This is a genomic window from Streptomyces sp. NBC_00029 (assembly GCF_045160505.1).
In the GTDB taxonomy this organism is placed as follows: Bacteria; Actinomycetota; Actinomycetes; order Streptomycetales; family Streptomycetaceae; genus Streptomyces.
In genome coordinates this window covers 7,735,491-7,760,127 of the sequence record NZ_CP108292.1, presented here as the reverse complement: position 1 = coordinate 7,760,127, position 24,637 = coordinate 7,735,491, and the positions used below count along the sequence as shown (strand labels likewise).

Annotated in this window: 19 protein-coding genes, 1 tRNA gene and 1 pseudogene; 11 read left to right on the top strand and 10 right to left on the bottom strand. The window is 72.6% G+C overall.

What is annotated here, in order from left to right; genetic code table 11:
- Nucleotides 1-156: 156 nt before the first annotated feature.
- Nucleotides 157-3,429 carry a type 2 lanthipeptide synthetase LanM family protein gene (locus tag OG753_RS35815; RefSeq protein ID WP_405791509.1) on the bottom strand — a complete coding sequence of 1,091 codons (3,273 nt, stop codon included), beginning with the start codon at nt 3,427-3,429 and terminating at the stop codon, nt 157-159.
- Between the two features lie 167 nt (nt 3,430-3,596).
- Between OG753_RS35815 and lanKC the strand changes: the two genes are divergently transcribed.
- Nucleotides 3,597-6,242, top strand: coding sequence for a class III lanthionine synthetase LanKC (lanKC, locus tag OG753_RS35810; RefSeq protein WP_405791507.1), 2,646 nt, complete (start codon nt 3,597-3,599; stop codon nt 6,240-6,242).
- A gap of 405 nt (nt 6,243-6,647) precedes the next feature.
- On the opposite strand, the gene OG753_RS35805 is transcribed toward lanKC, so the two are convergent.
- Entirely contained in the window at nt 6,648-7,547 is a 900-nt protein-coding gene (locus tag OG753_RS35805; protein WP_327265909.1) for a hypothetical protein, read from the bottom strand.
- Complete coding sequence (locus OG753_RS35800; RefSeq protein WP_327265908.1) at nt 7,544-8,557, bottom strand: SPFH domain-containing protein; 1,014 nt, start codon at nt 8,555-8,557, stop codon at nt 7,544-7,546. The genes OG753_RS35805 and OG753_RS35800 overlap by 4 nt, the downstream gene beginning before the upstream one ends.
- Nucleotides 8,558-8,709: 152 nt before the next feature.
- On the opposite strand from OG753_RS35800, the gene OG753_RS35795 reads away from it, so the two are divergent.
- The 3 genes from OG753_RS35795 (at nt 8,710) to OG753_RS35785 (ending at nt 9,773) form a co-directional block, all read left to right on the top strand.
- A complete protein-coding gene (locus tag OG753_RS35795; protein WP_327265907.1) occupies nt 8,710-8,976 on the top strand; it encodes a hypothetical protein in 267 nt (88 codons plus the stop codon).
- A 108-nt stretch (nt 8,977-9,084) separates the two neighbouring features.
- Nucleotides 9,085-9,489 (top strand): hypothetical protein, encoded by a 405-nt coding sequence (locus tag OG753_RS35790; protein WP_405791504.1) that lies wholly within the window; start codon nt 9,085-9,087, stop codon nt 9,487-9,489.
- Nucleotides 9,486-9,773, top strand: a complete 288-nt coding sequence (locus tag OG753_RS35785; protein WP_327265905.1) for a hypothetical protein — start codon at nt 9,486-9,488, stop codon at nt 9,771-9,773. The genes OG753_RS35790 and OG753_RS35785 overlap by 4 nt, the downstream gene beginning before the upstream one ends.
- 36 nt (nt 9,774-9,809) lie before the next feature.
- Here the strand turns inward: OG753_RS35785 and OG753_RS35780 are convergent, their stop codons facing one another.
- On the bottom strand, nt 9,810-10,472 hold the full coding sequence (locus tag OG753_RS35780; protein ID WP_405791502.1) for a hypothetical protein: 663 nt from the start codon (nt 10,470-10,472) through the stop codon (nt 9,810-9,812).
- 374 nt (nt 10,473-10,846) lie between these two features.
- Nucleotides 10,847-11,500, bottom strand: a complete 654-nt coding sequence (locus tag OG753_RS35775) for a hypothetical protein (protein ID WP_405791500.1) — start codon at nt 11,498-11,500, stop codon at nt 10,847-10,849.
- A 404-nt stretch (nt 11,501-11,904) separates the two neighbouring features.
- On the opposite strand from OG753_RS35775, the gene OG753_RS35770 reads away from it, so the two are divergent.
- From OG753_RS35770 to OG753_RS35760, 3 genes are all read left to right on the top strand, one after another.
- Nucleotides 11,905-11,978 (top strand) — tRNA-Ala (locus OG753_RS35770).
- A 320-nt stretch (nt 11,979-12,298) separates the two neighbouring features.
- Nucleotides 12,299-13,183 (top strand): alpha/beta fold hydrolase, encoded by an 885-nt coding sequence (locus tag OG753_RS35765; RefSeq protein WP_405791498.1) that lies wholly within the window; start codon nt 12,299-12,301, stop codon nt 13,181-13,183.
- An 848-nt stretch (nt 13,184-14,031) separates the two neighbouring features.
- Nucleotides 14,032-16,074: a protein kinase domain-containing protein gene (locus OG753_RS35760; protein WP_405791496.1), complete on the top strand. Its 2,043-nt coding sequence runs from the start codon at nt 14,032-14,034 to the stop codon at nt 16,072-16,074.
- A gap of 161 nt (nt 16,075-16,235) precedes the next feature.
- On the opposite strand, the gene OG753_RS35755 is transcribed toward OG753_RS35760, so the two are convergent.
- Both OG753_RS35755 and ppk2 read right to left on the bottom strand, forming a co-directional pair.
- Nucleotides 16,236-17,744, bottom strand: coding sequence for a DUF4246 domain-containing protein (locus OG753_RS35755; protein WP_405791494.1), 1,509 nt, complete (start codon nt 17,742-17,744; stop codon nt 16,236-16,238).
- A gap of 488 nt (nt 17,745-18,232) precedes the next feature.
- Entirely contained in the window at nt 18,233-19,027 is a 795-nt protein-coding gene (ppk2, locus tag OG753_RS35750) for a polyphosphate kinase 2 (protein ID WP_405791492.1), read from the bottom strand.
- A gap of 145 nt (nt 19,028-19,172) precedes the next feature.
- On the opposite strand from ppk2, the gene OG753_RS35745 reads away from it, so the two are divergent.
- The gene (locus OG753_RS35745) at nt 19,173-20,891 is read left to right on the top strand and encodes a GAF domain-containing protein (RefSeq protein WP_405791490.1); all 1,719 of its coding nucleotides are present in this window, start codon (nt 19,173-19,175) and stop codon (nt 20,889-20,891) included.
- A gap of 17 nt (nt 20,892-20,908) precedes the next feature.
- On the opposite strand, the gene OG753_RS35740 is transcribed toward OG753_RS35745, so the two are convergent.
- Together OG753_RS35740 and OG753_RS35735 are read right to left on the bottom strand one after the other, a co-directional pair.
- Nucleotides 20,909-21,403 carry a pyridoxamine 5'-phosphate oxidase family protein gene (locus OG753_RS35740; RefSeq protein WP_405791488.1) on the bottom strand — a complete coding sequence of 165 codons (495 nt, stop codon included), beginning with the start codon at nt 21,401-21,403 and terminating at the stop codon, nt 20,909-20,911.
- A 10-nt stretch (nt 21,404-21,413) separates the two neighbouring features.
- On the bottom strand, nt 21,414-21,740 hold the full coding sequence (locus OG753_RS35735) for an STAS domain-containing protein (protein WP_405791486.1): 327 nt from the start codon (nt 21,738-21,740) through the stop codon (nt 21,414-21,416).
- Nucleotides 21,741-22,005: 265 nt separating this feature from the next.
- Between OG753_RS35735 and OG753_RS35730 the strand changes: the two genes are divergently transcribed.
- Nucleotides 22,006-22,713 carry a response regulator gene (locus tag OG753_RS35730; protein ID WP_405791484.1) on the top strand — a complete coding sequence of 236 codons (708 nt, stop codon included), beginning with the start codon at nt 22,006-22,008 and terminating at the stop codon, nt 22,711-22,713.
- 79 nt (nt 22,714-22,792) lie between these two features.
- Here OG753_RS35730 and OG753_RS35725 read toward each other — a convergent pair whose 3' ends face one another.
- Nucleotides 22,793-23,668, bottom strand: a complete 876-nt coding sequence (locus OG753_RS35725) for a universal stress protein (RefSeq protein WP_405791482.1) — start codon at nt 23,666-23,668, stop codon at nt 22,793-22,795.
- 242 nt (nt 23,669-23,910) lie between these two features.
- Between OG753_RS35725 and OG753_RS35720 the strand changes: the two are divergent.
- Nucleotides 23,911-24,102, top strand: a pseudogene (locus OG753_RS35720) (hypothetical protein); the annotation flags it as partial.
- A 53-nt stretch (nt 24,103-24,155) separates the two neighbouring features.
- Nucleotides 24,156-24,569: a hypothetical protein gene (locus OG753_RS35715; RefSeq protein WP_405792932.1), complete on the top strand. Its 414-nt coding sequence runs from the start codon at nt 24,156-24,158 to the stop codon at nt 24,567-24,569.
- The last annotated feature ends 68 nt before the right edge of the window (nt 24,570-24,637 follow it).

The following is a 24,637-nucleotide window of genomic DNA, read 5'->3' as shown; positions in this document are numbered from 1 at the left end:
TCGGGTGCTTCGTGGGGGGGCATCGCAGGCGGCGGCCCTGCATGATGCCGGGTGCGCGGTCCGCCCGGGCCGTCTCTTCCGGATCTTGCTCCCCCGGCTACCGCTGGGAGGTGCCCCCGGGCCCGCGCTCGGCCGACAAGATCCGGAAGAGACGGCCTAGCCGGCTGCATTCAGGAGGAGCGCGGACGGCACGCGCTCCGGGAACCCCGCCCGGAGGAGTCCGTGCCCGATCCCCGCCAGCCCGGTCAGCAGGCCGGGATGCGGAACCCCGTCCGGGGCGCCGCTGCGGGCACCGGTCTCCTCGACGGATGCGAGGAGTGCTCCGGCCCGACGGATCCAGTGCGCACGCAGCTCCGGGACCGCGCTGTGGCCCAGGAGTTCGCACAGTCCGGCCTCGCCGTGGCAGAGGCTGTCGTCGGGAGCCGGCCTGTCCCTGCCCAGCCCTTCGGCGGCCCTGCGGGACCAGGCCGCGAGGTGCGGGTCGTCCAGGGCACCCGGCGCGTCCAGCACCGCGAGCGCGATGCCGGCACGACCCCCGCACCAGGCCGAGGCGCGGGCTCCGGGCGGGGGCCCGTCGGCGGGAACCCGCAGGGAGGATCCCCCGCGGCCGCCCGGCCCCCGGGCTCCGTCGGGCTCTCCGGCCACGGCGGCCCGCAGCGCGGACAGGCCCGCGAGCCGGTAGCGCTCGCTGCCCTCGGCCGCCCCGACCCCGGAGCCGCGGGTGGCCGCGTTCCCGACCCCGGCCGCGACCCCGGCACCGGCTTCGGCCTCGGCTGCCTCGGCGAACCGCAGCAGGGCCCAGCCGAGCCCGGCGGCCCCCGTCGTGAAGCCCCGCCCGCCGGCCGTGGGGTCGGCGACCAGCAACCGGTCCGCGCAGGCCCGCGCGTTCCTCCGGATCTCCTGCCCCTCCGCACCGGCAGCGGCTCCCGAGCCACTGCCGGAGCCGTCCCGGTGCGCCGCCAGCAGCGCGACGAGCCCGCCCGCGACACCCGCGCCCACCCCGTGCTCCCCCTCGGAGAGAGCCGCCGCGCCGGCCAGCCGCAGCATCGCGGACGCCCATGAGCCGACCTCCGGATCGTCCAGCAGCCGTGCCGTCCCGGCGAGCGCGTACGCGATGCCGCCGAGGCCCGAGAAGGCCCCCGAGCCCACCGCGCGGAGGTCCGCGGGCCGGCCGCTCAGCGCGTCGAGCAGCTTCGGCACCGGCGCCAGGGCCGTACGGGCCACCTCCGCGTAGTGTCCGGCCCCGGTGAGCGCCGCCAATTCGGCCAGAAACAGTGCCGTCCCGGTGTACCCGCCTGCCAGGTCGGCCGGCATCGGGCCGATCCGCCAGTAACGGTCGTCCAGGAGCTCCAGGCCGATCCAGTTGCTGCGCGGTCCTTCGCGGTACGCGAGGGAGACCAGCCGGTCCCCGACGGAACGGGCCGCCGACAGCAGCCGCTCCGGCTCCGGGGCGCGCTCCGCCGTACGGCTGCGCCGGTCCCGGACGGGCCGGTGCACGGGCGCGCGGGAGGCCGTCGCCATCGCGGCCCGCACGATCCACTCCTGGTCCTGGCGGTCGACCGTGTCCAGGGCGGCGAGCCGCGCGGCGACCCGGGCGATCCCGGTCCGGTCCGTACGGCCGGCCAGGGCCTGCTCCGGCGCGCCCCACAGGCGGTCCCGGCCCGGACGGGCGGTGAACAGCGGTACGTCCCCCGCCCAGAGCTGGGCGATCTCCTCGTCCACCAGGTCGGGCGCGAGGACCGTCCCGAGCACGTCGGTCCGCAGGGTCTCCAGAACCCGCTGCCGCTCGCCCGTGTCCTTGAGCAGATCGGGGTGCGTCGACTCGTCGAGCAGCGTGCTGTACACCCAGGTGGGACGGACCAGCACCCGCACTTCGTCCTCGGCGAACGCCTTCAACAGGGCAGTCTCGTGCAACAGTTCCTCCCTGGCCGCGGCGATGGCCGTGTACCCGGCGCGGAATCCGGCGCAGAGCGCCTCGATGTGGGCCGCCGGCTCGACGGGCCCGCCGCCCGCAAGACGTGGCCGGTTGGCGGACTCGCCGAACCTCCCGGCCCTGCGCACCAGCCGCATCCGGTCGGTACCGGCCTCGGCCCAGTCCGCCCGGAGGACGGGCGACGCCGCTTGGAGACCGCCGCCCACCGCGGACACGTCCAGGGCGCTGTCGTCGCCCACCAGCAGTTGGGGCAGCAGCCCGACGCGGTACACCGACTCGTGGAGTGCGCGGGCGGCGGGGTCCTCCGTGGCGGTGGCCGTCGTCGGCGGGTGGAACAGCGTCTCGACGTCGATCAGCACGGGGTGGGCGCCGACGGCGATCAGGTTCTCGTGGTGCAGGTCGGTCCCGTCGATCAGGTGCAGCAGCGCCAGCAGCGCGCCCTGGCGCCGGTAGAACGTCTCGACCTCCTCGGCAGAGGCGCAGGGCGCCGAGCCGACGAACTCCACCCACCCGTAGTCACCCCGGTCGAGCAGCCGCAGCGTACGGAGGTCCACGGAGTCGGGCAGGCCGTTGAACCAGGCGACGAGGTCGTTGAAGTGGCCGTGCACGGAAAGGGGCCGTGGCTTGTACACCAGCCGGGTCCCGTCGGCGAAGCGCAGCAGCATCACGCTCCGCCCGCCGCGGTGACCGTCGCCGGCCCCCGGCTCGACACCCACGACCAGCCCCGGGTCCCCGCCGGACTCCAGGAGACCGGCGGTCAGTCGGGCGTGGTCGTCCGCCAGCCGCTCCAGCGCCTCCGCGACGGCGTCCGCCGCATCCAGCGCAGCCCGCCCCAGGATCCGCGCCAGCACCGGGCGGCCGGCCAGCAGGGCCGTCAGGCCGCTCCGGGACGCGACTCGCCCCAGAAAGTCCCGGAACCGGGCCCGCGTGTCGTCCCCGTCGAGCCGCCCGGCGCTCCGCGCCTCGTACAGCTCCAGCACCAGCGTCCGCGCCGCTGCCCGTGCCAGCCTGCCGCTGAGGTGCCTCTCCAGGTCGTCCCGCACGGCCGTCATGTCCACGAGCCTGCGGGCCCGTTCCGACACGCCCCGCTCCAGCCGCTCCCCCGCGCAGACGGTGAAGGGCCGCAGCACCCACTCGAAACCGCTCAGCCCCGGACGGCTCCCCTCGGGCGCCACGGTCTCCTCGTTCCCCTCGGGCGCCACGGTCTCCTCGTTCGCCACGTTCCCCTCGGGGGCCGCGGCCTCCTCGGGGGCCACGGCCTCCTCCGGCGCGACCGCCGACGCCTCCTCGGCGAACACGGCCCAGTCCGGCCGCCCTTCACCCCCGCCACCACCGACGAGACCGGCCTCCCACCACCGCTCGACCGCCGACAGCTCAACCCCGGCCCGCCCCTGCCCAGCCACCCGTGCCCCTCCCCGAGCCCGTCCCCAGCGCTCCGCGCCACGCCCGATCCTGGTACGAGGGGTGCCTCCCCCACATGGGGAAGAGACCCCCATGTTTTCTCCACCAGGCCTCGAGCACCCGCGCCCTGCGGCGAAACGGTGGGATACCGGATACCAGTCGCATGCCGTCGCCGAACCGTTCCCATACCTGCCGGTCCTAGCGTCCTGCACGACCACCGCAGCCACCGCGGCCGCCCACCACCACCCTGCGAGGAGATCCCGTGCTCGAAGGCTTCGGCGAAGCGCTCGCGGACCGGGAGTACTACCTGCCGCTGACCAGCGCGGCCGACCCCGGTCCGCGCTTCGCTCCCCGCGAGGTGCCACCGGGCGTGCGCGGCGCCGCCCAGGGCATCTGGACGCTCTGGGGCGATCCGCGGACCGGGCTCGCCGAGCAGGGCTGGAAGATCCACGTGTCCGCGCGGCTGGACCGCGCGCAGCACGTGCTCGACACGGTCGCCGGCATCTGCTTCTCCGAAGGCGTTCCGTTCAAGCACCTGAGCGCCCGGCTCTTCTTCCTGTTCCTCCATCACAAGCACGCCGGGCGGGCCCAGTCGGGCAAGTTCTGCGCCGTCTACCCGCCCGACACGGCAACGGCCCGCCGGCTGCTGGAGCGCCTGAGCGGCGCGCTCGACGGGGAGGAGGGACCGTACGTCCTCACCGACCGGCGCTTTCGCGACTCGCGGACCGTCCACTACCGCTACGGCTCCTTCGGTGCCCGCAGCCGGCTGCGGGCGGACGGCACCCGGGAGGGGGTCGTGCGCGACGGCTCCGGCCGCGAGGTCGCGGACCTGCGGCTGCCCGCCTTCCAGCTGCCCCCGGGGATCACGGACCCCTTCGTCGAGCACGAGGAACAGCCGCACGCGGGCCCCATCCTGATCCGCGACTACGAAGTGACCCGCGCGGTGCGCCTGAGCAACGCCGGCGGCGCCTACCAGGCCCGGGACCGGCGGACCGGCCGCACGGTCTTCGTCAAGGAGGCCCGCGCCCACAACGGGCTGGTCTTCGACGGGACCGACGCGCAGCAGCGGCTGCGGCACGAGTACCGCGTGCTGCGCGAGCTGCACGCGGCCGCTCCCGGGGTGGGCCCGGAGCCGCTGGACCACTTCACGGAGTGGGAACACGACTTCCTCGTCACCGAATACGTCGCGGGGCAGCCGCTGGTGGGCTGGCTGAGCCGGTCCTCCCCGCTGGCCCGCGCCGATCGCACGGCCGAGTCCGTCGCCGCGTACTACGAGGCGTGCCGGCGCCTGCTGGCCTCGCTGGACTCCTCGCTCGAGCGGCTGCACTCCGCCGGCTACCGGTTCGGTGACCTCAGCCCGGGCAATGTCCTGGTCACGCCCTCGGGCGGGGCCCGGCTGGTGGACTTCGAAGCGGCCTCGGCCCTGTCCGCGGCGCCCTCCGCGATGGGCACCCCGGGGTTCGCGCCGCCGCCGGGCCTGCTCCGGGCCGACACCGACCCACTGCTGCAGGACCGGTACGGCATGTCGGCGGTCGCGCTCGCCTGCCTGGCGCCGTTCAACGAGACCGCCGCACACGCGCCCGCCAACCTCGTACTGCTGCGCCGCGATCTGGCGGACCTGGCTCCGCCGCACGACCTGTGGCAGCGGGCGACCGCCTTCCACCTGACGCAGGACCGGACGGAGGACCTGACGGGCCGGGCGGAGGGCCAGGACGCCCCCGGCCGCCGCCTGCCCTCCCCCGCCGAACCGGACACCGATCCGCGCGGCTGCCTCGAGCGGCTGGCCGAGGAGGTGACCGCGGGGCTGCTGGAGATGGCTGACGCCGGCCGGCCGGACTGGGCCTTCCCGCCCTCGCCCGAGGCGTTCCGGACCAACAACGTGTGCCTGGCCTACGGCACGGCCGGGGTGGTGCACGCCCTGCACCGCGCCGGGGCCCCGGTGCCGGAGGAGATCCGCGAACGCCTGCGCCGCGACACGCTGGCGCTGCGCGGCACGCTGCCCCCCGGACTGCTCGTCGGCTCGGCCGGCATCGCCCGGGTGCTGGCGGGGCTCGGCCTGCTGGACGAGGCCCTCGACCTGCTCCGGGACGCAGACGACCACCCGCTCACCGACTCGTGCGGCACGCTGGCCGGCGGGCGGGCCGGGGTCGGCCTGGGCTGGCTCGCCCTGTACCGGCTGACCGGGGACCACAGCCACCTGGAGCGGGCCGCCGCGACAGGGGAGCGCCTGCTGCGCACCCGCGACCTGCCCGCCACCCTCGGCGCACACGATGCCCGCGGTCTGCTGCACGGCCGCTCGGGGCTCGCCCTCTTCCTCCATCGCCTGGCCCGCGACACCGGCGACGCCCGGTGCCTCGAGGCGGGTCGCCTGCTGCTCCATCAGGAGCTGGACCGGACCTTCCCGCTGGACGACGGTGCCCTGTCCATCTCCGACAACGCGCAGCTCACCCGCGCCATGCCGTACCTGGCCACGGGTGCGGCCGGGGTCGCGGCGGTGCTCACCCGCTACGTCGCCACCGCCCCGGACGAGCGCTGCGCCGCGGCGCTGCCGAGGCTGGTCGCCGGCATCCGGGTCTCCTGCGCCACGAAGGAGGCGGGCCTGTACCGGGGGCTCGCCGGCCTGACCTGGTTCCTGACCGAGCACGCCGAGCTCACCGGTACGGACGCCGCCCGCGGCGACGCCGTGCGCGCGGCGACCGGCCTGCTGAAGTACGCCGTCCCGTACCGGCGCGGCGTCCGTTTCCTCGGAGCGGGTTCGCAGCGGTTCACCGCCGACCTGTCCAGTGGCGGGGCCGGTGTCCTGCTGGCCCTGCACCGCCTGCTGGCCGGCCCGCTCCTGACGGAGCCCCACCACGCGCGTCCCCGGATCCCTGCCGCCGACCGGCGGTACCGGGCGGGCGTCCCATGACCGCCTCGGTACGGCGGCGAGCAGCTCCGTGCCGAGGCGTGCAGTTACCGACCGACACAACCCCGAGAAGAAAGCAGAGAGCACCCATGAGCCAGATCCTCGCGCTCCAGGCACTGGACACCGAGCCGGAGTCCGATTCCGTCTTCCCCTGCTTCAGCGTCGCCTGGAGCATCACCGACATCTTCCCGGACCCGATGTAACGAGCGAGCCGGTACCCGGAAGGGCCGGGACGGGTGGCCCTGCCACCGGTCCCGGCCCGGTGCGTTCTGAGGGAGCGCCTGACGACAGGACCTGAGGAGGGCTGGTCGCGGATGGCGATGGCCCGGTCGGCACGAGCGGCCGCGGTGCTCTCCGACACGTAGCGGCACCATCGCGCGCCGGGCGCAGTCGGGCAGGGGACTCACGTCACGTCACCAGGTGCAGTGACGTTCCCGCGATGCCCAGTCGTATGCTCTGGCCCCACGTCAGCTCCAGGGCGTCGCCCTCCATGCCGTCGCCGAACACCACCATCCGGTCCGACTCCACGGTCAACTGCAACCTCTGCCCCTGTCCCAGCTCACCGGCGACCATCGTCGTGCCGGTCGTGGGAGAGGGCCAGGCCTCCCGTACGAACCACAGGAGCCGCCGGTCGCCGGGGGCCGGCAGCTCCGCCCGGCTGCCGCGCTCCTGCCACAGGGAACGCAGCCAGCCGGTGGCGCCCGTGCCGGTGCCCACGAGCACCCCGGAGGATGCCTGGGCCTCGCCCGGGCCCGTGTCGCCGTCGGGGCCGAGGCGGTAGCGGGCGGTCTGGTGACCGGGCGACCCCAGGTAGATCTCGTTGAGTGCGAGAAGGCGCTGGGTGTCGTCGGCGACGGCCTCGACCATGGTCAGCTCATCTGCCGTGCCACCGGCAGCGGTCGCCGCACGCAGCAGGGCGGCCGCGTCGGCGCAGCGGTGGCGGACCAGGACCCCCGGGTTGCGCCCCGGGTCGGTGTCGATGCCCACCACCGGCTGTCCGTGCAGGTACTTCGCGGTGTTGGCGACCAGACCGTCCTGGCCGATCACGACCACCACGTCCTCCGGAGCGAACAGGAAGCGGTCCAGGTCCGCCCGCTCCACCCGGGAGCTGCGCCAGGTGAGCGGCACCGCAGCCGCCACCTGGCGCAGAGCATGCAGGGTGCGCTCGTGGCGGCGGTGCACCTCGTCGATCGACCGGCCGCGGCTGGAGAGGAAGAACGCGGCCTGCCCGTGCGTCCCGTGCCGGGCGAGCAGTTCCTCGTACTCGGTCCGGCGGTGCACGAGGACCGCCCGCGGGGCCAGGCTCACGCGCCCGTGCCGCCTTCCGAGCGTCCGAGCCTGGTGAGGAGCCCCGTGAGGACGTCGGGCGAGAGCGTGATGCTCTCGATCCGCGGCAGGTTCTCCGCCAGCCGGGTCGCCGCCAGGGCGTGCAGGGTTCCGGGGGCGGCTTCGTCGTGTACGCGCAGCCAGGCGGCCTGGACCTCGGCGCGCGCCGCACCCGTCTCGCGCGCCGCCTCGGCGTCCGCGCGTGCCAGGCTGACCTTGCGCGCCGCCTCGGTCTCGGTCCGGATTCCGTCCGCCGCCGCCTTCTCCTCGGCCTCGCGGCGGGCGTTGGTGCCGCGCTGGTCGATCAACTGCTCCTCGCGCCTGGCCAGTTCGATCTGACTGGCCAGTTCGTTCTCGGCGATGGCGCGCTCACGTTCGACGGCGACGGCCCGCCGTTCATAGGTGGCCCGGTCCGCCTCCTGCTGGATCTGCTCGCGGGCCGGAGTGCGCAGGGCGCGCTCCACGTCGGCCTCGGGGCGGATCGCCACGACCCTTACGGCCACCACCTCGATGCCGGTGGCCGGGAGCCTGGGCTCGGCGGCGAGGCCGGCGGCGACGCTCGTCCGCACCGAGGTGACACCGTCGACCAGGGCGACGGCCAGCGGAGTCCGGGCCAGTACGTCCAGCGCGTGCTGCTGCGCGCTCTCGGTGAGGAGGGTGGCGATCTGCTCCAAGGGGGCCCCGCGCCAGCTCCCGGTGTCCGGGTCGACGGAGAAGTCGAGCCGTTCCGCGGCTTCGGCCGGGTCGCTGATCCGGTAGGTGACGGTGGCCTGGACGGCGACGTCCTGGAAGTCGGACGTTCGGGCATGGAACGCCATGGCCAGCTCCCGGTCGTCGACCGGCACTTCGGAAAGCGCCGCCGAGAGCGACCTGTACCAGAAGCTGAGCCCCCGCCCGTCGTGGACGAGCCGGCCGCGCCTGTGGTGGCGTATGTGGGTGGTGGGCGCGGAGCGCAGATGGCGCCATCCGAAGCGCCGGGTGATGTCGGCCATGGCGGACCCCCTTCATTTCGTCAACGCGACGATAAGGGACCCCGCCCATATCGTCAAGGGGACGAAAAGAGAACCGGCCCCGGCCCCGCACCGCAGTCCTTCAGGCGGACGCCGAGGAGATCTGCGGGTTCATCAACCGGCACGGCCTGGCGATGCTCCTGCGCCGCTGCGGAGCCGAGCTGTCCCCCGTCGAGATCCTGACCGACCACTACGCGGCGACGCACAGCCACCCCGCGTGGCGTTACCAACTGGCCCCGATGGACGCGACCGTGCTGTTCCGGGCGGTCCGAGAGGACCCGCGGGCCTCGGCACAGCTCATGGCGGCCGCCCTTGCCCTCCTGCCCGGCCTACCGGCCGAGTGCGCCGCGGCCGAAAACGAACTCCGGGCCCGTCTCGAGCGCAACACACCGACAGCGTAGTCACGAGCAGGGAGGGAGCTCGGCGCGCCCGGCCGGCTTCCGAACCGAGCAGAGCCCTGCAGGGCGCTCGGTCCCGGGCTGTCACACCCCCGTCATACGCTTCCCGTCATGAGCGTCTCTCTCTACTACAGCGCGCACCGCACGACACCGCTGACCGAGGCCGAGTCGGCCTCCGTCGCCCGCGTCGTCGCCGCGCACGCGGCGTCATTTCCGTACGACGACGAGGAAAGCCTGTACCTGTACGACCGGCGTACGGCCGGGCCGCACGAGATCGTCGCCGGGTCCACCAAAATGCCACGCGATCCCGGTCGCCTGATGCCCGTGATCGCCCATGTGCTGGACAGCATGACGGAGTTGCGCCGGGCCACGCCGGATGCGGAGTGGCGCGTGCACATGGACGACCTCGATGTCCCGTGGGACGAGGCCGAAGGGTACGCCCTGCCCGGGATGCGCGACGCGGACCTGATCGCCGGGCTCGCGGCGGTCCACGGTGGAGAGGTGGCAGCGGAATGACGGAAGGGAGCACGGGAAAGGCCCTGGCGCCCACGCCGGAGCAGCAGAGCCTCATCGAGTTCGGGGAGGCGCTGCACCGTCGCATCGCCGCAGAAGCCGATACCGCTCACGTGCTGCTGCCCGAGGACGACGCGGTGGCTGTCGTGCACCGCGCGCGGGGCGGTGGGACGATCCTCGTGGCAGCCGACCGGTCGGTGCTCTTCTCCGGCTCCGCGCTCGACATCGGCGCCGCCCTGATCGACTTCCGGGCCGGCAGGCGTACACCCGTGGAGCGGTTCCGGTAGCGGGAGACGTGCGGGGCGGCCCGCTGAGAGCCGCGCTCAGGTCGGGTAGCCGATCGACGCGATGGTGTCACCGAGCTGCGCCAGCGTCACGGCGGGATTCAGGGCAGCCACCGCATCCGGCGTGAGAGGCCGCAGCCGGTAGACGTCGATGACTGCGTCCAGGTGCACCGGTCTGCCGTAGTACCTCTGGGCCCATGCCTGGTAGTTCTCTGGCGTCCCCTCGACCAGGCGGCGAAAAAGCCAGTCGGATCCGTCCGGAACGGCACGGCCGCCGTCGGAATCGACCTCTCCCGTCCGCCACTGCTCGTCAGCGGTCTCCCGCCACAGGCAGACGGTGATGTGCGGGATGCCCTCCCGCCGGAACGCCGGATCCTCGACGCAGGACCGGAACACCTCCGGGACGGTGTCGACCACACCGGGCCACGGCGTCCCGTCGCCCGCGTACGGGCTCATCGGGGACGCGTGGTCGAATCCGCGGATGTACGCTCCGGCCGCCGAGAAGACGACGGAGTACGCGTCTCCCCCGCCGTTCTCCATCGAGGCCAGCTCCTGCGTCGCGGACCAGTGGGCGTCGAACCGGTGGTGGCGCAGCTCCGGTGCACCGGGCTGGAGGATCGCGTCCAGCATCGCCATCGAACGGCACAGGTCTCGCAGGGAGGCGATATCCGGCAGTCGGCGAGCGAGATCACGAGCGTTCATCGGGCCATCCCCTCACGCGGCGACGGAACGGCGGACCGGAGGACCCGGACACGTACCCGCTACGGGCCGCGGCCGCCCGCCGGTCGGGCACGGACACGGCTCGGGCGAATCGCCGGCTTGATGTGAGCGAGGGGGACCCTCGGCGCCCCTTTCCGAGAAGGCGGGCCAGAGGTTATCTTGAACGCGTTCAGATCAAGCGCGTTCAAGGGGGTCACGTGTACTTCTCAGCCATCGACTTGGTTGCGGTTCTGCTCTTCTTCTTCGTGCTGGTTCCCCTGGGTCTCGCCCTCGCGGTCGCGAACTGCCGCGCGTGCAGGGCCCGTCGGAGCGGGTAACTGCTCGACGTCCTGGTTCGGCGTGCGCTCCGGGACGGGTCAGCGCAGCAGCGCTCCGCGCAGGGTGATGCCGTGCCGTGTGCGCAGCCGCCTCAGCTCCCACATCGCCACGGCGGTGACGGACAGGGGCGCTCCGAGGATGAAGACGATCCGGACGGCGAACGGCACGCCTTCGTAGGTGCCCCGGATCATGTCGAAGAGGGCCACTTCCCATACGAGGAGCGCCGCGAGGAGCGGCGGGACCGTCTCATGGAGGTCCGCCGTACGGAATACGTGGACCAGCGACTGGCCGATGCCGTACAGGCCGAAGGGGGCGAGCCACAACAGGAAGGCACCCAGGGCGAACAGCAGGGCCACCCGCCCCGCGGAAGACGTCCAGTCCGTTTCCTCGGTCACGTAGCCGAGCCCGGTGATCAGCCGCGGCGCACCGAGCGTGACGACCAGCACGAGCAGCGCCCCGGCGGGCTTGACCGCGCGCCGCAGGAACATGCGCCGGTGGGGCGGGCGGGCCGCCGCGATGAACGCGGCGACCGCGACCGGGAAGGTCACCGCCAGCACGATGAGTGTGGTGCGGATCTGGGCGAAGCGGTCGTCGACGACGGCATCGGCGTCCGGCACCACCCCGTAGGAGAGCAACATCCAGGTGAGGGCGGCCAGTCCGATGAGCGTGCGCAGGACCTGGACCTTCTTCACCACCGGATCGTGCACACGGTCCGGCCGGGACGGCGTGAACACGGCGCGCCCCACGGCGATCGGGTTGAACAGGCGCCCGAAGGTCAGTCGGCGCGCGGGAGCGGAAGCCGAAGCCGCCGGAGGCCACCCCGCAACGGGCGGCTGCCCTTCTCCGTACGGATTCCACGGCGTTCGGCCGCCACTGCCCTCTGCACTCATCCACGCGCCCTTCCTGTCCGCTGTGCCGAATCACGGGGAGGATAGGCGGATCCCGATCCGCAGGACAGCCCCGGGGTGCCCGAGGGGCGGGCAGCGCGTAGCCATGCTGGAGGCGGCGTTGCCGTTCACTGCACGGCCGACAACAGCTCTGAAAACCTGTTACGCGGATCCCGTTCCGCACCCATAGGGTGTGCGTACCGCGGCGGGGGGCTGTAGCGCAGAGGTAGACGCGCCCTCTTGGCAAGAGGGGAGGACGCCGGTTCGAATCCGGCCTGCTCCCCCGCCGCGCGTATTCCGGAACGACCGGCGCCCCCGGACGCGCGTGCATCGATACCGCCCACTGCGTCGGGGTACGGCCGGCCCGGAAGACCGAGCCCGCAGGCACAGCCCGGACCGTCCTCGCCCTGTGCAACGCTGGCACCGACCGACGTACGTGCTGCCGATCCTCTCATCCGGCCGGGCCCCTCGGGTCAGGCCTTCGTTCACAGGTGTCGGTCACCCTCGGCACGGGCTGAAGAAATTGCTTCGGGAGCACCGATGAGTTCGGTGCGCGGGGACGGTCTTACCTACGAAAGGCCCGACAGCCGAAGGAGAAGCACCATGACCGAGACCGTGACCCGCACCTTGGAGTCGGACGGCGCCACGCTCGCGTACGACGTACGTGCCGCGGATGCCGGGGTGGCAGGCGGAGTCCGGCCCACGCCGCTGTTCCTGATCGGCTCCCCCATGGACGCCTCCGGCTTCGGCACGCTGGCCTCGCACTTCACCGACCGGACCGTGCTCACGTACGACCCGCGGGGCGCAGGCCGCAGCATCCGTACCGACGGGGCCTCGGAGAACCTGCCGCAGGAGCACGCGGAGGACCTCCGGCGGGTGATCGAGGCTGCCGGAACCGGCCCGGTCGACGTGTTCGCCAGCAGTGGCGGCGCGGTCAACGCGCTGGCCCTGATCGCCCGCCACCCGGATCTGGTCCGCACCCTCGTCGCGCACGAGCCGCCCGCGGCCCAGGTCCTCCCGGACCGGGAGGCGGTACTCGAGGTGTGCGCCGACATCCACGCCACCTACCTGCGCGCCGGCACCGGCCCGGCGATGGCCAAGTTCATCGCGGCGGCCAGCCGCAAGGGCCCCTTCCCTGCGGACTGGCAGGACGAGCCCGCGCCGGAGCCGGCGGCCTTCGGCCTGCCGACCGAGGACGACGGCACCCGCGGGGACCCGCTGCTGGGGCAGAACATGCGCGGCTGCACCTCGTACCGGCCCGAATTCGAGGCGCTTCGCGCCGCGGAGACACGGATCGTCGTGGCGGTCGGCAAGGAGTCGGAGGGCCAGTTCCCCGCGCGGGCCGCGGTGGGCGTCGCCGAGCAGCTGGGCACCGAGCTGACGCTGTTCCCCGGCGACCACGGCGGCTTCCTGGGCGGCGAGTACGGCCAGCACGGCGAGCCGGAGGCGTTCGCACAGGCCCTGCGCGGGGTGCTGGAACAGGCATGACCGGCCCTCCGGCTCGAGGGAATCTCGAGCCGGAGGGCTGGGGCAGCGGGCCGACGTTGGTGTAGTTGCCGTTCACGAGCGTCGAGATCCACGCGGTGCCGTTGTTCTTGCAGAAGAACAGGCTGTCCGAGGTCCGGCCCACCTTGTCCCGGATACCGCTGGTACCGATCTTGCGGAAGGAGATGCCGCCGCCGTCCTCGGCCTTGGACACCCGTGCTCGCCTTGGAGAAGAGGATCGAGCTGTTCGGCGTCGTCTGGTTGCAGTACGCGGACGAGGCACTCGCGGGAGTCACAGGGCCGGCCAGCAGGACGGCCGTCACGGACGTGGCCGCGGCAAGCGCGGCCACCAGGTTTTACCTCACGGGTCGTCCCCGTTCTCGCGCTCGAAGTTCCCGGGTCGGGCGCGTGCGGTGTGAAGGAAGACGCCCGTGCGCGTGGAGTGGCCGGCCCCCCGCTCGGCATTGGCCGCCGCTGCTCCTGGGACGTCCTCGTCCGTCCTGCGCCGCGTGCGGCCGACCCGCATCCTGGACGCGTTCCTTGAGGGGCACCGGCGGGAGTTGCGGAGCCGGGATCGGGGGGCCGTCGCGGCCCCTCCCCCGCACGCACAGCGCCATCCGGTTCGCGCTGGGCGCAGCCCCGGCGGCCGGGGGACATCGCGCCCCCCAGAACGGCTGCCGGCGCGGCCACCACCCCGCCGGTCACACGCCGACACCCGCCCCCGGCCGACCAGGAGGACAGGCTCTCGGAGGCACGCCGGCCGGGTCTCCGCAAGGGCTCCGCTTGACTGGTGGTCGGCACGACAGGTAGGGAGAGGCTGTTCATCGCGCAAGGTGTGAAACGGGGGACCTATGAAGCCGCTCGAAACGGGCGATCCCACCTCGCTCGGCGAGGGCCGCTACCGGCTGGTGGGACGGCTCGGCCAGGGCGGCATGGGCGTGGTCTACCTGGGCCGCTCCCGGTCCGGCCGTGCGGTCGCCGTCAAGGTCGTACGTCCCGAGCTGAGCACCGAGCCCGGGTTCCGGCGCAGGTTCGCCGACGAGGTCGCGGCCGCGCGGAGGGTCGGCGGCTTCCACACCGCGCCGGTGGTCGACGCCGACCCGGAGGGGGAGCCGGCCTGGCTGGTGACGGCCTTCGTGCCCGGTCCCACCCTGCAAGCGGTACTCGCGCGCGTCGGATCGCTGCCCCTGGACACGCTCACCGTGCTGGCCGCCGGCCTGGCCGAGGCGCTCGAGGCGATCCACCGAGCGGGGGTCATCCATCGCGATCTCAAGCCCGCGAACATCATCGTCGCGGAGGACGGACCGCGTGTCATCGATTTCGGCATCGCGCGCGCCCTGGACGGAACGTCCCTGACCCAGACCGGCCTGCAGGTCGGCACGCCGGGATTCCTGGCACCCGAGCAGCTCACCGGCAGTGGCGTGCTCACCCCCGCGGTCGACATGTTCGCTCTGGGGGTCGTGCTCACCCAGGCGGCGGGCGGCGCCCCCTTCGGCGACGGCCCGTCCGCGGCCAGGCACTACAAGGTGGTCTACGAGGAGCCGGACCTGGCCGCGGTGCCCGGTGAACTCCGCGCAGCGATCGGCGCCTGCCTGTCCAAGGATCCGGCGGCACGGCCCACACCGGCCGCCTTCCTCGGTACCCTCACCGTCCGCCACCCAGACGGTGGCTCCTGGCTGCCGGAGGCGGCGACGCAGCTGCTTCCCGCCCCGGAACCGGCGGTGCGTCCCACCGGGCCGGACGGCCCGTCGGGCACCGCGCAGGACCTCGCGGAACCGGACGCCGTCCCGCCCGTCGTCGCGGAGCCCCGTACGGAACAGCCGCGCACGGTGACGGGACCCGCGGCGCGGCTCTCCCCCGCCCCCGCCCCCGCACAGGTGCCGCAGGCGGTTGCGGAGAAGCCCCGGCGGCGGCGCCGCGCGGTGGTGGCGGCGGTGCTCGTGGCGTCTCTCGCGGTCGTCGGCCTGTACGTGTGGCAGCCCTGGAGGGACTCCGCCAAGGACCGTTCCAAGTCCGGCGCCGCCACGCCCACCGGATCCGCCGCTGCCCCCGTCCCTGCCCCGTTCCCGGCCGATCCCCTGCTGATCCGGCAGGACACCGCCCCGGGCTGGCCCGGGACGTGCCACGGCGTCATCGCCCGCCGGGACGCGGCGACGGAGAAGCCCGTGGGGCTCATCGCAGGGAGCGCAGGCGCATGCGACACCCTGCCCCAGTGGTCCCCCGACCGCAGGTCGTTCGCGTTCACCCGCAGCACGCCCGAGGGCACGGCCGTCTGGACCGCCAGTGCCGACGGTTCGAACGCTCGGCGGATCACCTCCATCGTCGGCGGCAGGGTGTCCTGGTCGCCGGACGGCAGCCGGCTCGCCGTGCTCCGCAAGAAGGACGGTGTCCAGCAGCTGTTCGTGGTCGGCGTCGCCGACGGCACGGCTCGCCAGCTCACTTCGGGCGGGGGCCAGGTCGAGGATCCCGCGTGGTCGCCGGACGGCAAGAGCATCGCGGTCTGCCTGGAGACGGGGCCCGGGAACTGGCAGATCCACGTGGTCGACCCCGCCGACCCGAACCGGGCGCCACAGCAGGTGACCCGGCTGCCCCATCCGGCACTCGACCCGGTGTGGTCACCCGACGGCACCACCTTCGCCTACACGGCGGGGACGTACGGCACGAACACTCAGGGCGACATCCGCCTCGTGGGCGCCGACGGCAGTGACGATCGTGAACTGGTCGCCACCAGTGCCCATGAGATGGACCCCGCCTGGTCCGTCGACGGCACGTGGGTGGCCTTCGTCCGCGGTCCGTACGAGAAGCCCGTGATCTGGGCCGTGCGCGCGGACAAGACCGGCGAGCGCGCGCTCACCACCGGCGCCACCACCGAGGGGCATCCCGCCTGGCGCTGACTCCCGTCGGCGGGGGGACCGGGTGGTGACCGGGTGTCGGAGGCCGGCGGGACGTGTCCGGATGGGCTGAAGCCGAATCCATGGGAGGGGGGCGGCAGCTCGAAGCCGCGGCCGCCCCCTCGCGGGTCACCCCGCCGAAGCCCTGCGCCAGGCCGCGAGGTTCAGTGCTCGCAGAGGGAGAATTCCCGCTCGTAGAGCTGCTCGTTGTGTTCGGCGACGAAGAACTTGCGTTCCTGCATGAGTTGTTCGCGGTAGACCGCGGCCTGTTCAAGCGTCATGGTCGAGGTGTCGGACCACGGTTGCTGCGGAGGCACGTCGGACGTCGAGACGATGGTCTCCGACGGGTCGACCAGGAAGAACGCGAGGATCTTGCGGTATCCCGGGCGGGTGGGGTCCGCGAGGCGGAAGTCGCCGACGCGGTGCTGCAGAATGTTCGGGAACGCCAGGCAGCGGCCCGCCGGCGTCGATGCCGATCCCAGCATCTGGTTCAGCGCGTCCTCGTCCTCCAGGCCGTAGACCTCACGCAGCCCGTCGTCGTCGTTCTGCTCGTAGTCCGGGTCGTCGAGTGCCGCCCGGAAACTCAGCCGGCTTTCGGTGATGTTCTCGCTGTCCCAGTAGTAGATGCCGGTCGAGACGATCCGCTCGTTCAGCATGCCCTCGACGTGCCAGGAACCACCGGCGTACTCGGGCTTGTCCGGGGTCAGGTGGATGGTGGCGAGCTTGACGATGACCTGAAGGCGGCGGCCACGCAGGTCGACCCGGGCGGATTCGTCGGGCGCCTCGGGCACGGTGAACTCCGGGGCCTCCGGGATGACCGGGCGGCGGTTCTCCCACCATTCTTCGTGGGCGGATTCCCACGCACGGAGGGCTTCCTGGTGGGCCGCGGGATCGCTGTACGAGGACTTGTTCGGATACTCCGGTTTCGAGTCGTACCACCCGTAGGGATCGGCCTCGATCCGCAGGGGCCGCGGATGACGCAGATCCGTGAGCACCTTCTCCCACAGCGGGAGCATCCGTGCGAACAAGTCCGGCAGGACGGAATGCAGTTCGTGATGCGTCTCGGGATGGACGTTGTTGACATACGAGCGGAAGGCGACATCGCCGTCGTCACTGACGTCCACGTCCGTGGGCAGCCACTGGAACCTCTCCGAGAACTCGTACTTCGAGTAGCGGGTCGTCGGATTCTGCCAGGCCCGCTCCGGTGCGCCGCTCGCCTCCCTCACCAGGCAGAACATCGAGGGATGAACCAGATCCAGAACCTGGCCGTCCGATCCGGGGTGCCAGTCCTGTTCCTCTTCGGGCACCTCTTCCAGAACCCGGACCGCCTCGCGCAGCCGGAACCTGAGCGTGTCGTCGACCAGTGCGTCCGACTGCCACACCCCGTCAACGGCGGACACCTCGATGCCCGTTCGTCCGTCCCGCAGCGCGGCGTAGTGCCCGAGTTCGGCAAAGACGTAGCGAAGCTGCGCTTCGGTGAGGCCCTGGGCGAGCGCCTCCTGCGTCCACCGGGCCACGATGTCGGCGTCGTTCATCTTGTCGAACCACCCCGGCTTCGCCCTGAGGTGCGCGCTGCACTGCATGATCCCGAGTTCCCGCAGGGTCCGGGGTTTCGCAAACGATATGGAACGGGACGCAGTAAAGGGCAGCGGAAAAGCAGACAGGCCGGTCAATTCTCTTGGTCCTTGCAGTCGGTGTGCGGTGGCGGGAAGGATAGTGCAGCAGACTGACACCGCCCGCCCGTGGTCCTGTCATCGCTGGCCCGGGAGCCAGGGCCGCTTCAGCTGCGGTGTGCGGCCCCTCCTCTCCCGCACTGCGCTTCCCGGCTCAGTCACCAGCAGGGCCGGACGGCCCTTCTCCGGGACAGCAGGTCCTGCTCATTCCGCCTCGGACCCCGCCCCCCCGGCGGCTCCATGCCCGGTAAGCCTCCGGAGCGGTGGGCAGGGTCGGGTAGATGCGGTCGACGCCCACCGAAGCGCTCAGACCGTAAGCGTCCTGGTCCTCGCGGAGTTCCTGTTTGACCCCGGCCAGTACCCCGACCGAGCCACGCCCGGCGGTACCCCCTGAGACCGGGAGGCAGCGGGGACGGCCTCCCACGTGCGGACACCGGGCTCCCCGCTGACGGTGCACTTGGCAACTCCGCGTCGGCATCTGCCGCGCTTCAGTCGTTCCCGAGCGTGGACGCGTGGTCGGGGACGGCGTTCTGGAGGTCCTTGGGAGGTCGCTGGTATCCCGAGGAAGGAGGACGGGGCGGCATGGTGAGCGACGGCAGGGCCACGTCCGCGTAGGGAAGCGAGGACAGCAGGTGGGCGATCATGTTGAGTCTCGCGCTGCGCTTGTCGTCGCTCTCGACCACGTACCAGGGGGCGTCCACCGTGTCGGTGTGGACGAGCATTTCGTCCTTGGCCCGCGAGTACGCCTCCCAGCGCGTGAGGGACTCCAGGTCCATCGGGGAGAGCTTCCAGCGCCGCAGCGGGTCCTGTGCCCGGGCGCGGAACCGCTCCTCCTGCACTGCGTCGCTGACGGAGAACCAGTACTTGCGGAGCAGGATCCCGTCTTCGACGAGCATGCGCTCGAAGAGCGGACACTGACGCAGGAAGAGCCGGTGTTCCGCCGGTGTGCAGAAGCCCATGACGTGCTCGACTCCGGCGCGGTTGTACCAGCTGCGGTCGAACAGGACGATCTCACCGGCGGCGGGCAGGTGCTCGACGTAGCGCTGGAAGTACCACTGGCTGCGCTCCCGCTCCGTCGGCGTGGGCAGGGCCGCGATGCGTGCGACACGGGGGTTGAGGTGCTCCGTGACACGCTTGATCGTTCCTCCCTTGCCCGCCGCGTCGCGGCCCTCGAAGACGACCACGAGCCGAGCACCCTCCGCACGCACCCACTCCTGGAGTTTGATCAGCTCCGTCTGGAGCCGCAGCAGCTCGTCCTCGTAGACGGCCTTCTTCAGGCTCATGGCGCATCCTCCCCGTCGTCGTCCGGCGCTTCGATCAAAGTCAGTCACGGCGGGCATCCGCGCGCAACGACGCCCATCGGGCCCGGGCGTGTCGATACGCTGACCGTGGATCGGGCAACCGAGCGGGCCGTAGGAGGGGAAGCGCGTGGGTGTGGGGGATCCGTTGACCCGGGTACCGCGGATGCGGCTGGACGAACTGCTGGACGAACTCCAGGTGCGCATCGACGAAGTACGCGGCACCCGCGACCGGGTGCACAGCCTCCTGGAGGCCGTGGTGTCGGTGGGGCGGGAGCTGGATCTCGCCCAGGTGCTCCGGCGGATCGTGGAGGCGGCCGCGCTGCTCGTCGACGCCGAATACGGCGCGCTGGGAGTGATCGGCCCCGACGGCCGCACGCTCTCGCAGTTCCTGACCGTGGGACTCATGGATGAGGAGATCACCGAGATCGGTCCCCTGCCGGCCGGCCACGGCCTGCTCGGGGAGGTCATCCACCACCCGGAGCCACTGCGCCTGACCGATCTCGGCGCGCACTCCTCTTCCCACGGCTTTCCGGCCCATCACCCGCCCATGCGCACCTTCCTCGGTGTGCCGATCCGGGTCCGCGACGAGGTGTTCGGCAACCTCTACCTGACCGACAAGCGCGGCGGGATCGACTTCGACACCGAGGACGAGGCAGTGATCTCCACCCTCTCGGTGGCGGCGGGCGTGGCGATCGACAACGCGCGGCTCTACGAAGGCGCGCAGCGCCAGCAGCGATGGCTCAGGGCCAATGCGGAAATCACCGAAAGCCTGCTGTCCGGCAGCTCCCGCCCGGCGGTGCTGGAGCTCATCGCCCGCCGCGCACAGGAGATCACCGCGGCACGCCTCGCGGACATCGCCATGCCCGTGGCCGGTATCGACGGCCTGGTCGTGGAGTTCGCCGTCGGTGCGGACGCACGCGCGCGGCAAGGCCTCGTCGTCCCCTTCGCCGGCACGCTCTCCGGAGCCGCGCACGCGGCCGGCAGGCCCGTGACGGCCGTGCTGGCCCCGGCCGACGCACGCTACCCGGCCGAGGCCCAGGTGCAGGACGGACTGGGGCCCGCAGTGGCCGTCCCGTTGGGCACCGCGGCCGGCGAGAGCAGGGGCGTCCTGCTGCTCGCCCGCGCGGCGGGAGAACCGGTGTTCGGCGAGGGAGAGCTGGAGCCCCTCGTCGCCTTCGCAGGTCAGGCCACACTTGCCCTGGAGCTGGCGGAGCGGCGCCGGGACGCCGAGCAGATAGCACTGCTGGAGGAGCGCGACCGGATCGCCCGTGACCTGCACGACCTGGCCATTCAGCGGCTCTTCGCCACCGGCATGACCTTGCAGAGTGCCGCTCGTCTCGTCGAGCACGAGGGGGCCGCCGACAGGGTCGGCCGGGCGGTCGACGACCTGGACGAGACGATCAAGATCATCCGGTCGACGATCTTCGGGCTGCGCACCAAGGACCGCGAGAGCGGCCCCGGCCTGCGGGCACGCGCCGCCCGCGCCGTCGGCGACGCGGCCACCACCCTCGGTCACCCGCCACGTCTGAGCATGGAGGGTCTGCTCGACACCGACGTTCCGCCGCAGATCGCCGACCACGTGATGGCGGTACTGGGCGAACTCCTCAGCAACGCGGCCCGCCACGCACAGGCGACCCGGGTCGGCGTGACCCTCAAGGCCGGGCGGGGTGAGGTCTTGCTGACCGTCTCGGACAACGGGAAGGGCATGGCGGCCCAGGGGCGCAGGAGCGGCCTGCGCAACCTCGACGAGCGGGCGCAGGGCCTGGGCGGGTCCTTCACCCACGAGAGGCCCGACGAGGGTGGCACCAGGCTCGTCTGGCGGGCACCTCTGCCCACGGGGAGCTGAGAACGGGGGCGAGGGGGTCAGCTCCGGACCGCCGGCACGGGCCGCGTCGGGTCCGCCTCCAGCCGGAACCCGGTGACAAGATCAGGGCGGATCCGCAGGGCGCCGGTCATCGGGTGCGTCACCCAGGGACACAGCAGGTGCGCGTACCGGTCCGCCTCTTCGGTGTCGGCCACCACCCTCGCGTAACCGGTGACGACGACGCTCCAGCCGAGGTGCGTGACGGGATCGATGACGTCCGCTTCGTAGGCCACCACCACACCGGGGGCGTCGTAGGGCGCCGCCAGAGAGCCCAGTGCCCCGTCCTCATGGATCCGGATGATGATGTCCTCGCCCACGACGAGATGGTTCACCGGACGGACGGCGGGCAGCGCGTGGTGCGTGAAGACGATGCGCCCCAAGGACACCGTCGTGAGCAGCCGCAGGGCCTCGGCCCTGTCCAGCTCCCGCATGTGCCGGGCGGCCGTCGTCCCGACGAACCGACCGCCGGGTCCCTGTATGGCTTCCTGATCCATGGCGTACACCTCACGAAGCGACGAGCTGCAGGTCGCGGTCTGCGGCGAGCACCCGCATGGACCTCACCACCAAGGGCGGCACATCGCACAGCAGGAGCCGCGTTCCCTCCGCACGACAGCGGCGGTGCAGACCGATGAAGAGGTCGATGCCCGCACTGTCGCAGAAGGAGAGGTCGCACAGGTCCAGGATGATGTTCCGGTGGCCGGATCGGGCGAGTTCGCGCAGGCGCGGCCCCACTTGCTCCGCCGTGTAGAAGTCGAGCTCTCCGGCCAGGGCGATTCTCAGGCCGCGGTCGTCCTGGGCCACGGTCTTCAGGTCGATCAAGGCGGTCGTCATGACGTCCTCCGCGCTGCGTGCGGCTCCGTCGAGTCGCGCCGTTCCCCGTCCGCCATCAGTTCATCGGGGGGCGAGTGCACTCCGGAAGGCCCGGCAGGCCCTCCGGACAGGGCCGAAGGTCCCTTTCTCACGAGGCCGCCCGGTAACCGCCGCGCGGGCAGCCCCACCGTTGAGGGGCCGATCGGCCCTGTCCGTTCGGCCCGTGGAGAAGGCAGGATGCCGGTGTTCGTGTGCCCAGGACGAACCCAGGCGAAGGAGTTGCGTCATGACCGGCAGCAGTGCCCCCTCCCCCGCGACGGAGCCCATCAGCGTCTTTCTCCTCGACGATCACGAAGTCGTCCGCCGGGGGGTCCACGACCTGCTGGACGCCGAGCCCGACCTCACCGTGGTCGGTGAAGCGGGCACGGCGGAACAGGCGCTGATCCGCATCCCCGCACTGCGCCCCCGGGTCGCGATCCTGGACGTACGGCTCCAGGACGGCGACGGGGTCAGCGTCTGCCGGGAGCTGCGCTCACGGATGCCCGAGCTGGCCTGCCTGATGCTCACGTCGTTCGACGACGAGGAGGCACTCCTGGACGCCGTGATGGCAGGGGCCTCCGGCTACGTCCTGAAGCAGATCACCGGCACCGACCTGGTGACCGCCGTCCGGACGGTGGCCTCCGGCCAGTCGATGCTCGACCCCGGCGCCACCACGCGGCTGATGGCCCGCTTGCGCGGCGACGTTCCCGAGGAGGAGCACGTACCGGGGCTCCCGGGCTTCACGGACCGGGAGAAGGAGATCCTCCTCATGGTCAGTGAGGGTCTCACCAACCGGGAGATCGGCAAGCAACTGCACCTCGCGGAGAAGACCGTCAAGAACATCATCTCGCGGCTCTTCATCAAACTCGGCGTGGAGCGGCGCGTCCAGGCCGCGGTGATCGCCAGCCACGCGCTGACCCGGCCCGGCCGGCACCCGGCCCCTGCCGCGGAGTAGGAGCCGTCCGCGGGAAGGGCGGGGCACGCCCTACGACCGCGTCCCCGGCTCCGTCGTTCGCCCGCCGTCGGCCCGGTGGTCAGCGGTGCGGGACGACGGCAACGGGGCAGGCCGCGTGGTGGAGCACGGCGTGGGCCACCGACCCGATCCGCGCGCCCACCGCCGACTCCCGGACCCGGCGGCCGACGACGACCAGCCGGGCGTCCGACGCTTCGGACAGCAGCACGTGGCCGGCGCTGCCCCGCTCCACGTGCGCGACGACCTCCACCTCGGGGAACCTCAGCCGCCACGGCTCCAGCGCCTGATCCAGGGCGGCCGTCTCGAACGGCTCCAGCCCGCCGAACTGCTGGGCGATCCACATCGAGCCGGGGCTGTAGCCGTAGACCGGGGGCAGGCTCCAGGCCCGGACCGCGCGGAGCGGGACTCTGCGCGCCGCGGCCGCCTCGAAGGCGAAGCGCAGTACCTCGGCGGACTCCTCCACACCGCCCTGCTGCCCGACGACGACCTCGCCCTCGGCTCCCCCGGACACCGTCCTGCCGTCCCGGGCCCGGACGGAGACGACGGGGCACTCGGCGGAGGCGATCAGCTGCTGCCCGTAGGAGCCCAGCAGGAAGCCTGCCAGCGCGCCGTGCCCGCGGGTGCCGAGCACCAGCATCTCCGCGTTCTTGGCGGCGCCCAGCAGGGCCGGCACAGGGACGTCCGGCACGACTTCCGCGGAGAGCGAGAGCCGCGGATGGCGGTGGGTGAGCCCGGCCTCCGTCTCCTCGAGGATCTCCTGGGCCCGGCGGGCCTCGGTGCCGCGGTCCTGGACGACCGGGACGGCGAGCGGCTGCCACAGCCAGGCGTGGACCACGTGCACGTGCATGTCGCGGCGCACGGCTTCCCGCGCGGCCCAGTCGGCAGCGGCCCGGCTCTCGGGGGAACCGTCCACTCCGACGACGAAGGTGCGCTTCACAGGTCTGTCCTCCGTACTGATGCGCGAGGCATCGGGGTCACCGGCAGGGTCGGTGGCGCCGGCCGGGGGAGGACCGGGCGCCACCGGGATTCACCCTCCTCGGGCCGGGCAGCTGCGGAAAAGGGCCGATCGTCCCTCTCCGAGGGACGGTCCTCCCCTGCCGGCGGCACCCTGGCACGGCGCAGGATGCCGGTATCGGCTCGGTCGACGAACGTCCCGGACCTCCGCACGCAGGAGCGGACATGACCGCGTTGACCGCGTATTCGATCTCGGAGCTGGATGCCCACTGGCGCGCCGCCGACTACCTGGCTGTCGGCCGGATCTACCTCATGGGCCATCCCCTGCTGGCCGAACCGCTTCGGCCGGAGCACATCAAGCCGCGGCTGCTCGGCCATGGGGGCACCTCCCCCGGCCTGAACCTGGTGCACACGCACCGGCCGGAGGAGCTCTTCGACGCCGACGGCCGCCCGACGGCGCAGGTCCTGGCCTGTGTCCCGGAGGGCGGGCGCCGCCCGGCCGCCGTGCCGTACGCGAACGGAGGCCGTCTGCTGCGGCCTCCGCCGCTGCCCGCGCTCGACGCGCACGCCGTGGCCGATCACGCCCTGCGAAGCCGCGACCCGGTCAATGTGATCGTCGCCGGCGAGCAGTCCCGCTTCGACTGGCTAGTGCCGAGCACGACGCGCTCTTCACGACCGACAGGCCGGTGGTCTTCGCCTACCACGGCTACCCGTGGCTCATCCACCGGCTCGTCATGGACGTCATCGACCGCGTTCCCGGCCTCGCCGGCCGCGCCGAGGCCTTGCGCCGGGCCATGGCCGACCGGCGCATCCGCCACCACGGCTGGATCCGCGAGCACGGCACCGGCCTGCCGGAGGCCGCGGACTGGTCCTGGCCGTACTGAGCGCGCGCCGGGCGGTGCCGAACGGACCGGCCAAGGGCCGGTCGGTCCCCGCCTCGGCCCACAGGGAC

Coding starts and splice junctions, on each gene's coding strand:
- OG753_RS35765 (WP_405791498.1), top strand. CDS start 12,299: ATGACCGAGACCGTGACCCGCACCTTGGAGTCGGACGGCGCCACGCTC.
- OG753_RS35800 (WP_327265908.1), bottom strand. CDS start 8,557: ATGGCCGACATCACCCGGCGCTTCGGATGGCGCCATCTGCGCTCCGCG.
- OG753_RS35740 (WP_405791488.1), bottom strand. CDS start 21,403: ATGGATCAGGAAGCCATACAGGGACCCGGCGGTCGGTTCGTCGGGACG.
- OG753_RS35795 (WP_327265907.1), top strand. CDS start 8,710: ATGCTCCTGCGCCGCTGCGGAGCCGAGCTGTCCCCCGTCGAGATCCTG.
- OG753_RS35730 (WP_405791484.1), top strand. CDS start 22,006: ATGACCGGCAGCAGTGCCCCCTCCCCCGCGACGGAGCCCATCAGCGTC.
- OG753_RS35780 (WP_405791502.1), bottom strand. CDS start 10,472: ATGAACGCTCGTGATCTCGCTCGCCGACTGCCGGATATCGCCTCCCTG.
- OG753_RS35785 (WP_327265905.1), top strand. CDS start 9,486: ATGACGGAAGGGAGCACGGGAAAGGCCCTGGCGCCCACGCCGGAGCAG.
- OG753_RS35760 (WP_405791496.1), top strand. CDS start 14,032: ATGAAGCCGCTCGAAACGGGCGATCCCACCTCGCTCGGCGAGGGCCGC.
- OG753_RS35815 (WP_405791509.1), bottom strand. CDS start 3,429: ATGGGGGTCTCTTCCCCATGTGGGGGAGGCACCCCTCGTACCAGGATC.
- OG753_RS35790 (WP_405791504.1), top strand. CDS start 9,085: ATGAGCGTCTCTCTCTACTACAGCGCGCACCGCACGACACCGCTGACC.
- OG753_RS35735 (WP_405791486.1), bottom strand. CDS start 21,740: ATGACGACCGCCTTGATCGACCTGAAGACCGTGGCCCAGGACGACCGC.
- ppk2 (WP_405791492.1), bottom strand. CDS start 19,027: ATGAGCCTGAAGAAGGCCGTCTACGAGGACGAGCTGCTGCGGCTCCAG.